Raw genomic sequence first — 14,487 nt, 5'->3', positions numbered from 1 at the left:
GCCCGATGGGCGCCCGTCGCGTTTTCGATCAGAAGAAGGTGCGGCGCTGCCACCAGCCGCTGCGCTTCGGACGGTCGTCGTCCGGTTCGGGCTCGGGAGCCGGGGCAGGGGTCTCGGCCTGCGGTTCCGGTTCCGCGGCGGTCTCGGCGGGCGCCTCGTCGGAGCCGGCGGACGCCTCGGCGGTGTCCGGTTCGCCCGCGGTCTCGACGCCCTCGTTCACGGGAGCGTCTTCGGCCGGGACGGCCTCGACGCTCTCGTTGGCCGGGGCGACGTCCTCGGAGAAGGCGGCGGGCGCCGGCTCTTCGGCGTAGGCGGCAGGCGCTTCGGTCTCGACGACCGCCGGCTCGACGGACGAGCCGTCCTCGCCGGCGAAGGCCGGCGCGGAGGTGTCGTCGCCGTCGGTCGGCGCCGCTTCGGCGGCCTCGCCCTCGGGGAGGGCGGCCTCGGTCACGGTGCCGTCGGAGTCCGCTTCGGAGCCGGTCTCGAGGCCCTCGATCGCCAGTGCGTCCTCGGCACCGGCCTCGGAGGCCTCGCCGGCGCCCTCGGCCTCGCCGGCACCCCGGCGGCGGCCCCCGCGGCGGCCGCGGCGGCGCGACCGGCGGCGCTGCTCGCCTTCGGCGTCGCCGTTGCCGGCCTCGGCGCCTTCGCCCTCGGCCGCGGCGGTCTCGCCGGCGTCGTCGGTCTCGGCGGCGGCGGTCGTCTCGTCACCCTGCTCGTCGTCCGAACCGTTGTCGCCGTCCTCGGACGAGCCCTCGGCACCGGCCGGGCCCTCGCCCGGCCGCCGGCGACGGCGGCGGCGGCGCTTGCGGCGGTTCTCGCCGTCGCCGCGGCGCTCGTCGGAACGCTCCTCGGCGCGGGTCTCCTCGCGCTCCTCCTCGGCGGTCTCCTCGTCCTCCTCCTCGTAGACCTCCTCGTCGACCGGCTGGACGCTCTCCGGCGTCAGCGTGGTCGGCTGCGGCGGCGGCAGCGGGTTGAGGATGATCTCGCCGCGTTCCAGCGCGAAGTGCTGGGTACCGAGGTGCTCGTCGGCGGCGATCGCGACGTTGAGGCCGAAGCGGGCCTCGAGGTCGGCGAGGTGCTTGCGCTTCTGGTTGAGGATGTAGAGCGCCACCGCGGTGCGGGTCCGCACCGTCAGGTGATGGGTCACGCCCTTGATCAACTGGTCCTCGAGGGCGCGCAGCACGTGCAGCGCCACCGATTCGGTCGAGCGGACGATGCCGGCGCCGAGGCAGTGCGGGCAGAGCTCGGTGGAGCCCTCGAGCACGCCGGTGCGGATGCGCTGGCGGCTCATCTCCATCAGGCCGAAGTGCGAGATCCGGCCGACCTGGATGCGGGCGCGGTCGTTCTTCAGGCAGTCCTTGAGCTTGCGCTCGACCGACCGATTGTTCTTCGACTCCTCCATGTCGATGAAGTCGATGACGATCAGGCCGGCAAGGTCGCGCAGGCGCAGCTGGCGGGCAACCTCCTCGGCGGCCTCCAGGTTGGTGGCGAGCGCGGTGTCCTCGATGTTGTGCTCGCGGGTCGAGCGGCCCGAGTTGACGTCGATCGAGACCAGCGCCTCGGTCTGGTTGATGACGATGTAGCCGCCCGAGCGCAGGGTCACCTGCGGCGAGAACATCGCGTCGAGCTGCGGCTCGACGCCGAAGCGGGCGAACACCGGGATGGCGTCGCGGTAGGGCTGGACGTTCTTGGCGTGGCTCGGCATCAGCATGCGCATGAAGTCCTTCGCCTCGCGATAGGACTCCTCGCCCGCGACGAGAACCTCGTCGATGTCCTTGTTGTAGAGGTCGCGGATCGAGCGCTTGACCAGCGAGCCCTCCTCGTAGACCAGCGTCGGCGCCGAGGAGCGCAGCGTCAGCTCGCGCACGTTCTCCCACAGCCGCAGCAGGTACTCGAAGTCGCGCTTGATCTCCGCCTTGGTGCGCGCGGCGCCGGCGGTGCGCAGGATGACGCCCATGCCCTCGGGCACCTCGAGATCGCCGGCGATCTCCTTGAGGCGCTTGCGGTCGGTGACGTTGGTAATCTTGCGGGAGATGCCGCCGCCACGGCCGGAGTTCGGCATCAGCACCGAATAGCGGCCGGCGAGCGACAGGTAGGTGGTCAGCGCCGCACCCTTGTTGCCGCGCTCCTCCTTGACGACCTGCACCAGCATGACCTGGCGGCGCTTGATGACCTCCTGGATCTTGTACTGGCGCATCCGCGGCTTGCGGCGCTCCGGCACCTCCTCCATGGCGTCCTCGGCGCCGACGCTCTCGACGTGCTCCTCCTCCTCGTCGGGCGAGGAGACGTTGCCGACGTCGCCGGAGACGGAGTCTTCGCCGTTCTCGGCGGCCGCGGCCGCTGCCGCGGCGGCCTTCTCCTTCTCGCGGTCCTTGCGGGCCTTGGCGCGGCGCTCGGCCTCCTCGGCCTCCTCGCGCTCCTCGGCCTCGATCAGCGCCTGCCGGTCGGCGACGGGGATCTGGTAGTAGTCGGGGTGGATCTCGGAGAAGGCGAGGAAACCGTGGCGGTTGCCGCCGTATTCCACGAAGGCGGCCTGGAGCGAGGGCTCCACGCGGGTCACCTTGGCGAGATAGATGTTGCCCCTCAGCTGCTTCTTGGCGGCGGATTCGAAGTCGAACTCCTCGACTCGGCTGCCGCGGACCACCACGACCCGGGTCTCCTCCGGGTGGGTGGCATCGATGAGCATCTTGTTGGCCATGGGCGAAGAACTCCCGGCCGTGCGGGGCCGCGACGCCGCCGACACCCGTCCGGCGCGCCCGAAAACGCACGCCGGGGGACGTCGGGGCGCGGGTCGACCCGCTCCGGTCCGTCGATGGTTGAATGGAAGGTCGGGAAATCAGGCCGGGCGCGCAGGCAGGACGACGGACGGTGGAAGCGGCCCGTGGGGCCCTCCGCCTTTCTCGATCCAGTCGTCGCAGCCGTATCGGACACGCTCGGCTCGTCAGTCTCAGGTCATCGAGGGGCAGCCCGCACGCCGACCGGAACCGGTGCGGCAGCGCGGACGACCGCGAATGTCTCTCGGCGACACGACGTGCCGCGCGACGGTGCCGTCATCGTTTCGGGGTGCGCGGCCGACCAGCCTATCCGCCCGACCACCGGGCCGCTGGGGCTTCGGGTCGAGCGAGGTGCGGGGTCGCTCCAAATGCCGACCGACATCGGCTCATCTCGGCGAGCCCCGAAATGTCTGGTGACGATCTCGAACACCGCTCTTGCGAAACGGAAAGAGATCGCCATTGTGGCCGCACTCGTGACCGAGGGCGAGGATTCGGGCTCCTAGAGTTCTTTGTACGGAGTGCGCCGGCGCATTGCAAGTCGCGCGCGCCGCACGGTCATCGCCACCGGCGGGCGGATCCGGGGAGGACAGCCGGCAAAGGCTTCGTTAACCTGTTCGGGCCTACGCGATGTATCGTGGGCTTCCCGCGTCGTCCCTCGACCCCTCGAGAAAGGGATCAGGTCCGCTTGTCGCGCCGTCTCGCCCTTGCCGCCCTCCCGGTCCTCGCCGCCTTGGCGACGACACCGTTGCCCGCGCGCGCCGAGACGGTGCCCGCGACGGCCGCCGCGCCGGACAAGGCCGCGGCCGCCTATCCCGTGGCCAGCGACGGCCGCGTCGTCGGCGACGCCGCCCGCACCCGCTTCGTGCTCGACCTCGACCGCGCGGTCGACGTAGCGGCCTTCACCCTCGGCGATCCCTACCGCGTCGTGATCGACCTGCCGCAGGTGCGCTTCTCCCTGCCGGCCGGTTCGGGCGCCGAGGGCAGGGGCCTCGTCTCGGGGTGGCGCTACGGCCTGCTCGCGATCGGGCGCTCGCGCATCGTGATCGACGCCACCGGTCCGGTGAAAATCGACAAGTCCTTCGTGCTGCCCTCGGTCGACGGTCAGCCGGCGCGCCTCGTCGTCGACCTCGTCGGCACCACGCCCGAAGCCTTCCGCGACGACCTGCAGCGCACCGCCGTCGAGCGCGAGGTCGCCAACGACGTGCCCGTCGCCAAGGGCGACCGTCTGCCCGGCCCGCGCCCGACCGGTCACGACCGGCCGCTGGTGATGCTCGACCCGGGCCACGGCGGCGTCGATTCCGGCACGATCTCGCCGTCGGGTGCGCTCGAGAAGGACGTGGTGCTCGCCTTCGCGTTCGAGCTCGAGAAGAAGCTCGAGGCCTCCGGCAAGGTCGACGTCGCGATGACGCGGCGCGACGACACCTTCGTGCCGCTCGGCGACCGCGTGCGGATCGCGCGCGATCAGGCGGCGGACCTGTTCGTCTCGATCCACGCCGATTCGGTGCGCCAGAACGACGTGCGCGGCGCCACGATCTACACCCTGTCCGACCGGGCCTCCGACCGCGAAGCGGCCGCGCTCGCGGACAAGGAGAACGCCTCCGACGCCGTCGCCGGTCTCGACCTCGATCGCCAGACCGACGAAGTCTCCGACATCCTGATCGACCTGACTCGGCGCGAGACCCGGAATTTCTCGGTCTCCTTCGCCAACAACCTCGTCTCCGAGCTGTCGTCGACCACGCGGATGATCCGCAATCCCCACCGCTTCGCCGGCTTCCGGGTGCTCAAGGCGCCGGACGTGCCGTCGGTGCTGGTCGAGATCGGCTATCTCTCCAACGAGCAGGACGAGAAGCTCCTGACCTCGGAGGAGTGGCGCGGCCGCGTGACCGACGCGATCGGCGCGGCGGTGACGCGCTTCTTCGGCCGCAAGCTCGCCGGCGTCGAGACCACCGGTTCGACCAACTGACGACGCGGCCGGACGTTTCCATCTTTTGCGCGACAACGCTTCGCCATAAAGCCGGGCGAGTGTCGGCCAGCCGCCGGAACCCTCCGCGGCCTGACGGGATTCGGCCCCGGTCGTCGCGCGCGGCTGGACGTGGCGCGCGCACGGCGGCATAAGCTGGCCGGAAACGAGAACATCCGCGGCGCCATCGGCCCGCGGGCCGCCCCCGGCGATCACGAGAGACGAACGGGTCATGGTCTTCATCAGGTTCTTCGGGTGGCTGTTCGCGATCGGCGCGTTCCTGTTCCTCGTCGTCGCCGGCGCCGTGGGCATCTATCTGGCCTCGCTGAACGAGGGGCTGCCCGACTACACGCAGCTGAAGAAGTACGAGCCGCCGGTGATGAGCCGCATCCACGCGGCCGACGGTCAGCTGATGGCCGAGTACGCCCGCGAGCGCCGCCTGTTCCTGCCGATCCAGCTGATCCCCGACCGGGTCAAGCAGGCGTTCATCTCGGCCGAGGACAAGGACTTCTACAACCATCCCGGCGTCGATCTCGTCTCGCTGGCCTCGGCCACGGTCAAGAACTTCGACAACCTGATGGCCGGCCGGCGCCTCGTCGGCGCCTCGACGATCACCCAGCAGGTCGCCAAGAACTTCCTGCTCTCCAACGAGCGGACCGTCGACCGCAAAGCCAAGGAGATGCTGCTCGCCCTGCGCATCACCAACGCGCTCTCCAAGGACCAGGTGCTCGAGCTCTATCTCAACGAGATCTACCTCGGCTTCCGGTCCTACGGCGTCGCGGCGGCCTCGCTCGCCTATTTCGACAAGCCGCTCGCCGAACTCGACCTCGCCCAGATCGCCTATCTCGCCGCCTTGCCGAAGGGCCCCGAGAACTACAACCCCTACCGCAGCAACGCCGCCGCCGTCGAACGCCGCAACTACGTCCTCGACCAGATGGTGATCAACGGCTACGCGACGCGCGAGGAGGCCGACGCGGCCAAGGCCGAGCCGCTGGAAGTGACGCCGCGCAACCGCGCCGCCCAGGTCTTCGCCGCCGACTATTTCAGCGAGGAGGTCCGCCGCAAGCTGCTCGAGATGTACGGCGAGAACGGTCTCTACGAGGGCGGCCTCTCCGTGCGCACCACGCTCGACCCGCAGATGCAGGTCATGGCGCGCGACGCGCTGCACAAGGGCCTGATCAAGTACGACGAGGCGCACGGCTGGCGCGGGCCGGTCACCACGGTCGACGTCACCGCCGACTGGGGCGCGGCGCTCGCCGCGGTGCCGTATTTCTGGGACCTGCCGGAATGGCGGCTCGCCGTCGTGCTGTCGGCCGGGCCGGAGGCCGCGACCATCGGTCTGCAGCCCGACCGCACGCCGGCCGGCAAGGTCGCGACCGAGCGCGAGCGCGGCGTGATCCCGCTCTCCGAACTGAAATGGGCGCGCTGGGGCAAGGGCCCGCGGCGCGGCGCCAAGGTCGCGGCCACGTCCGACGTGCTGTCGCCCGGCGACGTCGTCTACGTCGAGAAGCTCTCCGAAGGCGACGGCGGCGAGGGTACCTACCGGCTGCGTCAGGTGCCGGAGATCTCCGGCGCGCTGGTGGCGATGGAGCCGCGCACCGGCCGCGTCCGCGCGCTGGTCGGCGGCTTCTCCTACGCCCAGAGCGAATTCAACCGCGCGACCCAAGCGATGCGCCAGCCGGGTTCCTCGTTCAAGCCCTTCGTCTACTCGGCCGCGCTCGACAACGGCTACACCCCGGCCTCGGTGGTGATGGACGGCCCGATCGAGCTCGACCAGGGCAACGGCCAGATCTGGCGGCCGCAGAACTACGGCGGCGGCTTCGGCGGTCCGTCGACGCTGCGCACCGGCATCGAGCGCTCGCGCAACCTGATGACCGTCCGCCTCGCCTCCGACATGGGCATGCCACTGGTCGCCGAATACGCCGAGCGTTTCGGCATCTACGACAAGATGATGCCGGTGGTCTCGATGGCGCTCGGCGCCGGCGAGACGACGGTGCTGCGCATGGCCAACGCCTACTCGATCATCGCCAACGGCGGCCGCCGCGTGCAGCCGACGGTGATCGACCGCGTCCAGGACCGCTTCGGTCGCACCATCTTCAAGCACGACCAGCGCGTCTGCGCCGCCTGCGTCGCCGACGCCTGGACCGGCCAGGACGAACCCGAACTGATCGACGAGCGCGAGCAGGTGCTCGACCCGATGACTGCCTACCAGATCACCTCGATGATGGAGGGCGTGGTCCAGCGCGGCACGGCGACGGTGGTGAAGAGCCTGAACCGGCCGATCGCCGGCAAGACCGGAACCACCAACGACGAGAAGGACGCCTGGTTCCTGGGCTTCACGCCCGACCTCGTCGTCGGCATCTTCCTCGGCTACGACACTCCGCGCCCGATGGGCCACGGCTCCACCGGCGGCCTGATGGCGGCGCCGGTGTTCCGCGACTTCATGTCGGTCGCGCTCGCCGGCCAGCCGCCGCAAGAGTTCCGCGTCCCCGACGGCATGACGCTGGTGCCGATCGACCGCAAGACCGGCATGCGCTCGTCCGGCGGCCCGAACACCATCATCGAGGCCTTCAAGCCCGGTACCGGCCCGGCCGACATCTACGAGGTCATCGGCGCCGACAGCGGCGGTGCGGTCGCCGGTGGCGGCGGCACCCCGGTCGACCCCGACGCCGACCGCGCGGTGGTCACCGGCACGGGCGGCCTCTACTGACCGCGCCGCCGCACCCCGTCGACTGCCCATCAGCGAGGCGGATTGCCTCTTTTCGCGCCGTCGCTTAAGACGCGGGGGCGAGAGCCGAGGAGGCGTCGAGGACATGGGTTGGTTGATTCTGCTGGCGGCCGGGGCGTTGGAAGTGGTCTGGACGCTGGCGCTGAAATACGCGGACGGCTTTACTAAGCTGGTGCCGTCGCTGGTCACCGTGGCGGCGATGGCGGCGAGCACTCTGCTGCTCGGCTGGTCGCTGCGCTACCTGCCGCTCGGCACCGCCTACGCCGTCTGGGGCGCCATCGGCGCGGTCGGCACCGCCATCCTCGGCATCCTGCTGTTCGGCGAGGGCACCTCGCTGCTCCGCCTCGGCTCGATCGCCCTCATCGTCGCCGGCAGCATCGGACTGAAGATCGCCGAGTGAAGCAGGCCACTCACGCCGCCCGGGCCTCGACCCAGCCGTTGGCGCGGCGCCAGTCGGGGTCGAGGCCGGCGAAGCGGGCGAGGCGGAACTTGGAGATGTCGGCGAAGGAGCAGGTGCCGTCGACCACGAGGTCGCGGATCGCCCGGCCGGTCGCAGGCGACAGGCCGAAGCCGACAGCCGACATGGTGCACAGCGTGACGTTGTCGGGCTCGGCGAGCCGCTCGATCACCGGGCGGCCGTCCGGCGTGTTCTCGATCAGGCCGGCCCAGGAGCGGATGACGCGGGCGTGCGCCGCCTTCGGCAGCAGTTCGGCGATGCGGCGGGCGAGGTTGCGGGTGAGTGGCGTGGTCGGTCGGGCGAGCGGCGCGCCCGCCGCCGGCAGATCGAGCCATTCGTGCGGGCCGCCGCCGTAGGCGAGGTTGCCGCGCAGCGTCTGGCGGCCGTAGAGGCCGTTGCCGTCGACGCCGCCGATCGGCATCAGCGGCAGCGGCTCCGTCACCACCATCTCCGCCCGCGCCATCGCCAGCGGCAGGTCGGCGCCGACCATGGCGGCCAGCCGGCCGGTCTGCGGCCCCGCCGCGATCACGAGGTGGTCGCAGCCGACGAGGCCCCGAGGGGTCTCGACCCCGACGACCCGACCGCCTGCGCCGCGGCGGATCGCGGTGACCGGCGCGTGCTGGACTACACGGCCGCCGAGGTCGCGGGTCGCCCAGGCGTAGGCCTGGACGGTGCGCTGCGGGTTGGCGTGGCCGCCGACCTTGAAGTGGACGCCGCCGAGCACGGTGTCGCCGGCGAGCGGCACCCGCTCGCGCGCCTGCCGCGCGTCGATCGGCTCCCACGGGTAGCCGAGCGCGCCGAGCCGCTCGCCCATCGAACGATAGAGCGCCAGATGCTCCTCGGTGGTGGCGATGATGATGCGCTCGCGGCGATACTCGGTGGGATAGCCGAGCAGGTCGTCCATCGTCGGCCACAGCCGCTGCTCCTCGTGGAACAGCGGCGACTGGTAGTGGGTGCAGCCGCCGCCGTTGCGGCCGGAGGCCTCCCAGCCGACGATGCCCTTGTCGAGCACCAGCACGTCGACGCCGGACCGCGCCAGCCACCACGCCGCCGACAGGCCGCTGGCGCCGGCACCGACGACCACCACCGCGGCCCCGCGGATCGCCTCTCCCGTCATCGCCGTCTCTCCGTACCGGTCACGTCAGGTCCCGATCCGTCGGGACGTCGAGAGTTCGTTCGGCCGTCGCCCGGTCGGGCTCCGCCTCAAAGGTGCATGTTGCGGCCGAGGAACGCGTCCTCGCGCTCGGTGCCGATGTCGTCGTAGGGCACCCATTGGGTCGGGATGCCGAACCAGACGTCCCAGTCGGCGGTCATGGCCGGCGTCTCGTCCCGGTCGGCGATCGCGGCGAGCGGCAGCGGCCGTACGGGCGCGCGGTAGCCGGCGAGCGGCAGGCGGGCGAGCGGCGTGCCGGTGGCGAGCGCCGTCGCCATCGCGACCTGTTCGCGGCAGCGCCGGCCCTGGCAGACGCCCATTCCGGCACGGGTCAGGCGCTTCAGCTGGTCGGGCGAGGGCGTGCCGTCTTCGGCGAGGCGCTCCAGCGGCGGACAGGGCGCGGCGTCGGCGCCGAGATAGCGCGGCGGGCGGACGCCGAGCAACTCGGCCCGCGTCACCTCCTCGCAGCGGCAGATCTCGACGTCCGGGCCACCGGCCGCGGTCATGGCATCCATCCACGCGAGCCGGTAGGCCTCGGTCGGAGCGGCGTCGACGACGGGCAGTTCCGCCGCGGGGACGTCGCGGCCGAGGCGGGCGAGGGCGGCGCGGGCGGCGGCCCGGCCGGCGGCGTCCGCGGTGCCGTCGGACGACCGACGACCGAGACCGGCGCAGTCGCCGGCGACGAAGACGCACGGCAGCGTGGTCTCGAGCCCGTCGGCCGTCGTCGGCACGAAGCCGCCGGCGTCGTCGCGATAGGCGAGGGCGGCACCGGCGGCGTCGAGGAGGTCGACCACCGGAACGCGGCCGAGGGCGAGGCAGATCGTGTCGCAGGCGATCCGCGTCGCCTCGCCGCCGCCGACCGGGGCGACGACCGCGGCGCGGATGCCGGTCGGGTCGCCCTCGGCGCGGACGACGACGTGGGAGGTCAGCACCGGCACGCCGGTGTCCGCCAGCGCGGCGGCGAGATCGGCCGGCGCCGCGACCGCCAGCGCCACCTCGACGACGGCGGCGACCGCGACGCCGCGGGCGCGGCAGGCGAGCACGGCCTCGACCGCGAGCGCGTCCGAGCCGAGCACGACCACGCGGCGGCCGTCGAAGGCGTCGTAGCGGGCGAGCAGGGTGTGGAGGCCGACGGCGCCGACGACGCCCGGGAGTTCGGACCCGGGGAAAAAGATCACGAGGTCGCGGGCGCCGGTGGCGACGACCGCGGTGCGGAAGCCGACGGTCCACGACCGTTCGCCGTCGGAGAGCGCGGCGATGCGACCGGGCAGGCTCAGCGACCCCGGTCCCTCGACGTAGAGCCCGAAGCAGGAGACGCCGAGGCGGACGTCGACGCCGGCCTCGAAGGCGGCCTCCAGGCCGGGCGACGTGGCGACCACCTGCTCGACCAGCCGCTCCGGCGTGACGACGGCGGCGGTGGCGCGGCCGCCGAACAGGAAGGGCACGTCGAGGCCGACGAGGCCCGCGCCGACCGGGTGCTCGTCGATCAGCAGCACCGAGGCGCCGTGGCCGGCGGCCTCGACGGCGGCGGCGGTGCCCGCTGGCCCCCCGCCGACCACCAGCACGTCGAAGGTCTCGGCCGGCGCGGCGAACTTGCCGGCCTGCGCCTTGGGGTCGACGAAGGGGAGCGGCGCGTCCATCAGATCGCCTCCAGGGCCTGTTCGAGGTCGGCGAGGAGGTCGGCGGGATCCTCGATGCCGACGGAGATGCGCAGGGTGGAATCGTCGACGCCGACCGCCTCGCGCCGCGCCTTCGGAACCGCATAATGGGTGGTGGATGCGGAGTGGCAGATCAGCGTCTCGGTGCCGCCGAGGCTGACCGCCATCCGCATCACCTTGAGCCGGTCGAGCATGCGGAAGGCTTCGGCCTCGCCGCCGGCGATCTTGAACGAGAAGGTCGAGCCGGTGCCGCGGTACTGGCGCTCGAAGGCGGCGCGGGCGGGCGTGCCCTCGGCGAGGAAGCCGAGCCAGGTGACCGAGCGCACTTTCGGATGGCCGCGCAGGTACTCGGCGATGGCGCGGGCGTTGGCGAAGGCGCGCGCGGTGCGCAGTGCCAGCGTCTCCAGCGAGCGCAGCAGCAGCCAGCAGGAATGGGCGTCGAGCGGCGTGCCGAACAGCGTGCGCGCCTGCTTCAGCCGCCGCACCAGCGCCGCCGAGCCGGAGATGCCGCCGGCGAGCAGGTCGCTGTGGCCGGCGGCGTACTTGGTCAGCGAGGTCATCACCAGATCGGCGCCGTGGCGCAGCGGGTTGGAGGCGAGGGGGCCGAGGAAGGTGTTGTCGACGACGATCGGCGGACGCCTGCCCTGCCGTGCGGCGATGCGGTCGGCCGCGGCGGCGATCAGGGCGAGGTCGGCGATGGTGGCGGTCGGGTTGGCGGGGCTCTCGACCCAGATCACGCCGACCGGGCCGGCGGCGAGCGCGGCGTCGACCGCGCGGTCGACCTCGGCGGGATCGACCGCGTCGAGGATGCCGAAGGCGGGAAAGCCGAGCCGGGCGAGTTCGCCGTAGATCAGCGCGTCGGTGCCGCCGTAGAGCGGGCGGGTGTGCAGGATGCCGTCGCCGGGGGCGAGCAGGGCGAGCAGCGTGGTGGTGATCGCGGCCATGCCGGAGGCGAAGCAGGCGGCGTCCTCGGCGCCGTCGAGCGCGGCGACGCGGGCCTCGATCATGTCGAGGTTGGGGTGGCCGAGGCGGGCGTAGATGAAGCCCGGCGCGGCGCCGGCATCGACGCCGTCGAAGAAGGCGACGTGCAGGTCCTTGGCGGCGGCCGCGGAGGGATAGACGAAGGTGGACGTCAGGTAGACCGGCGGCTTGGCGGCGCCGCGGGCGGACGCCGGGTCGTAGCCGGCGGAGATCGCCAGCGTCTCGGCGCTCGGCGCGCGGTCGTTCGGTAGGTCGGCGCTCATTTCGCGATCTCGAGGGTGAGGGGGGAGCGGGCGCGCGAGCAGCAGGCGAGGATCAGGCCGTCCTCGACCTCGTCGTCGAACAGACCGCCGTTCTGGTTCATCTCGACCTCGCCGGCGCGCTTCATGATCCGGCAGGTGCCGCAGAGGCCGCTGCGGCAGGAACTCGGCAGCGCGACGCCGGCGCGGTGGAGCGCGGCCAGCAGCGGCTCGTCCGGCGCCGCCACCAACTCGCGCCCCGACGGCAGCACCCGGACGGCGAAGCCGGCGGTCGGTGCGGCGGTGGCGGGCGCGAGCGCCTCCTCGGCGCCGCCGAAGGATTCGGTGTGGAAGCGCTCCGGCGCGCCGCCGGCGATGGCGTGGGCGGCGCGCATCGCGGCCATGAAGCCGGCGGGGCCGCAGGCGTAGACCTCGGCAGCGGCGAGCGTGGGGATCGCACGGGCGAGCGCGGCGGTGTCGGGCCGGCCGGCGGGAAGGCCGCAGGCGGGGTCGGCGGTGGAGATCCTGAAGTCGGCCCTGAAGGCGGGCAGCGAGGCGGCGATGGTCTCGACCTCGGCGCGGAACAGGAGGTCGGCGCTGCGGCGGGCGAGGTGGAGGTAGTGGACCGGGACCGACTCACGGCGGTCGCTGAGGGTGCGGGCGATCGCCATCGCCGGCGTCGCGCCGCTGCCGGCCGTGGCGAGCACCAGCGGCCGGTCGAGCCGCTCGGCCAAGTGGAAGCCGCCGCCGGGGCCGCGGGCGACGAGGCGCGCGCCGGGCCGCAGCGCCTCGTGCATCCAAGCGGTGGCGCCGCCGGCGCCCTGCGCCTTCACGGTCAGCTCGACGTAGGCAGGCCGGGTCGGAGGGCTGGCGATGGTGAAGGAACGCCGCACCGTGCCGCCCGGCAGCGGCAGGTCGAGCACCAGATGCTGGCCGGCGGCGAAGCGGAACGGCGCGCCCGAGGCGGCGACGAAGCGGAAGCTCTTCACGCCCGGCGCCTCGTCGCGCACGGCCGCGAGCACGAGCGGATCGTCCGCACCCGACCAGGGTCGGGTGCGCGCGGGATCGGGGATCGCCATGGTCCGTCAGGCGGCTTCGAGGTGCCGACGGGCGGTGGCGCCGTACCAGTCGACGAAGCGGATCACCAGCGCCTCGGCGTCGTCCGAATAGGGGCCGGGGCGGTAGCCGAGACCGTTGACGCCGCGCTGGTTGTTCTCGGCGAGGTCGCGGTCCTGGAGGTTCGTGCGCGTCCAGGTCTCGGTCAGGCCCTCGAGGGTGTAGTCGACGCCCTCGACCGCGTCCTTGTGGACCAGCCACTTCGACAGCACGATCGTCTCCTCCGGCCCGGTCGGGAAGGCGGAGAACATGAAGGCGTATTCGGGCAGGGCGTGGCTGAAATTGTGCGGCTCGATCGCCCAGCGCAGCGAGCCGATCTCGCGGGCGTTGACGTCGATCATGCGGCGGTCGACGCAGGGCTTGCCGTCCATCGACATCGACTCGATGCCCGGGTTGAGCGGGAAGCGCGCGACCTGCCACCAGTCGCCCTCGCGCGGCGTCGTGTCGAGGCCGACGTCGGCCATGCGGCGGTCGAAGTTGGCGGCGTGCTCGTCGCCGGTGAAGTCGAAGTGCTTCGACATGCCGGTCGGGAAGGCGATTCCGAGCTCCGGGTGGCAGGCGGCGCAGTGGTAGCACTCGCGCGCGTTCTCCATCACCAGCTTCCAGTTCGCCTTCTCGACCAGGACCGAGGAGAAGGCGACCTTGGCGTCCCTGAAGTTGTGCTTCAGGAGCTGCGGCTCCGCGACGGCACGGAAGGGCGCGAAGTCCGGCCCGTCGTCGGACAGGCAGACGTAGATGCAGCCGGCGAGCAGCTCGACGCGGATCGGCGTCAGGCCGTGGGCGGCGGGGTCGAAGTCCTCGGCCATGCGGTCGGCGTGCAGGAGCTTGCCGTCGAGGTCGTAGGTCCACTGGTGGTAGGGGCAGACGAGCCGGGCCGAACGGCCGGCGCCGTCGCTGCAGAGTTGCGCGCCGCGGTGGCGGCACACGTTGTGGAAGCCGCGAATGTCGCCTCCGCGGTCGCGGATGACGATAATGGGCGAGCGCCCGACGGTGAGGGCGATGTAGGATCCAGGCTTGGGTAGTTCGACTTCGAACCCGATCATCAGCCAGGACCGGCCGAAGATCACGTCGATGTCGAAGCGGTGGACGGCCGGATCGTTGTAGAGCGCCTGCGGCAGGGCGTGGCCCGGCCGGCGGGAATCGAGGAGGGCGAGGATCCTGGCGCTGTCGAGCATGGCGGTCTCCGAAGTCGACGGAGAAGCTGCCACGGGCGAGGGCGCCGCGGACAATTCAAAAAACTCATGCGCCCATGCGGTAAAGGGATTTGCGGCGCGAAGTTTCGCAGCCGAACATCAGCACGGCCGCCGGTCGAACCGGTAGCCCGGACGAGTGCTTAAGGGGAAGTCGCTAGAGGGCCGACGATCGATCGGCGGCAGGGTTCTTCCCGCCGCCGTCCAAACCGAACAGGGACTTCGGACGCC

The 14,487-nt window shown here is 72.1% G+C and carries 9 protein-coding genes; 3 read left to right on the top strand and 6 right to left on the bottom strand.

Features of this window, described 5'->3' with window-relative positions:
* Positions 1–28: 28 nt before the first annotated feature.
* Positions 29–2,698: an Rne/Rng family ribonuclease gene (locus EDD54_RS04830; protein ID WP_126536063.1), complete on the bottom strand. Its 2,670-nt coding sequence runs from the start codon at positions 2,696–2,698 to the stop codon at positions 29–31.
* A 761-nt stretch (positions 2,699–3,459) separates the two neighbouring features.
* On the opposite strand from EDD54_RS04830, the gene EDD54_RS04825 reads away from it, so the two are divergent.
* The 3 genes from EDD54_RS04825 (at position 3,460) to sugE (ending at position 7,862) form a co-directional block, all read left to right on the top strand.
* Positions 3,460–4,737 carry an N-acetylmuramoyl-L-alanine amidase gene (locus EDD54_RS04825; RefSeq protein ID WP_245515636.1) on the top strand — a complete coding sequence of 426 codons (1,278 nt, stop codon included), beginning with the start codon at positions 3,460–3,462 and terminating at the stop codon, positions 4,735–4,737.
* Positions 4,738–4,966: 229 nt separating this feature from the next.
* Positions 4,967–7,444, top strand: coding sequence for a penicillin-binding protein 1A (locus tag EDD54_RS04820; protein WP_126536067.1), 2,478 nt, complete (start codon positions 4,967–4,969; stop codon positions 7,442–7,444).
* A gap of 103 nt (positions 7,445–7,547) precedes the next feature.
* Positions 7,548–7,862 (top strand): quaternary ammonium compound efflux SMR transporter SugE, encoded by a 315-nt coding sequence (sugE, locus tag EDD54_RS04815; RefSeq protein WP_126536069.1) that lies wholly within the window; start codon positions 7,548–7,550, stop codon positions 7,860–7,862.
* A gap of 10 nt (positions 7,863–7,872) precedes the next feature.
* Here sugE and EDD54_RS04810 read toward each other — a convergent pair whose 3' ends face one another.
* From EDD54_RS04810 to EDD54_RS04790, 5 genes are all read right to left on the bottom strand, one after another.
* Positions 7,873–9,036 (bottom strand): NAD(P)/FAD-dependent oxidoreductase, encoded by a 1,164-nt coding sequence (locus tag EDD54_RS04810; RefSeq protein WP_126536071.1) that lies wholly within the window; start codon positions 9,034–9,036, stop codon positions 7,873–7,875.
* 86 nt (positions 9,037–9,122) lie between these two features.
* Positions 9,123–10,712, bottom strand: coding sequence for an NAD(P)/FAD-dependent oxidoreductase (locus tag EDD54_RS04805; RefSeq protein WP_126536073.1), 1,590 nt, complete (start codon positions 10,710–10,712; stop codon positions 9,123–9,125).
* Positions 10,712–11,974 carry a cystathionine gamma-synthase family protein gene (locus tag EDD54_RS04800; protein ID WP_126536075.1) on the bottom strand — a complete coding sequence of 421 codons (1,263 nt, stop codon included), beginning with the start codon at positions 11,972–11,974 and terminating at the stop codon, positions 10,712–10,714. The genes EDD54_RS04805 and EDD54_RS04800 overlap by 1 nt, the downstream gene beginning before the upstream one ends.
* Positions 11,971–13,029 (bottom strand): flavin reductase family protein, encoded by a 1,059-nt coding sequence (locus EDD54_RS04795; protein WP_126536077.1) that lies wholly within the window; start codon positions 13,027–13,029, stop codon positions 11,971–11,973. Before EDD54_RS04795 ends, EDD54_RS04800 begins: the two co-directional genes overlap by 4 nt.
* Positions 13,030–13,035: 6 nt before the next feature.
* The gene (locus tag EDD54_RS04790) at positions 13,036–14,241 is read right to left on the bottom strand and encodes an aromatic ring-hydroxylating oxygenase subunit alpha (protein ID WP_126536079.1); all 1,206 of its coding nucleotides are present in this window, start codon (positions 14,239–14,241) and stop codon (positions 13,036–13,038) included.
* Positions 14,242–14,487: the final 246 nt, after the last annotated feature.

The sequence above is a fragment of the Oharaeibacter diazotrophicus genome (genome assembly GCF_004362745.1).
GTDB lineage: Bacteria > Pseudomonadota > Alphaproteobacteria > Rhizobiales > Pleomorphomonadaceae > Oharaeibacter > Oharaeibacter diazotrophicus.
The sequence above is the reverse complement of the archived record's forward strand: the minus strand, read 5'-3'. Positions and strand labels throughout refer to the sequence as shown.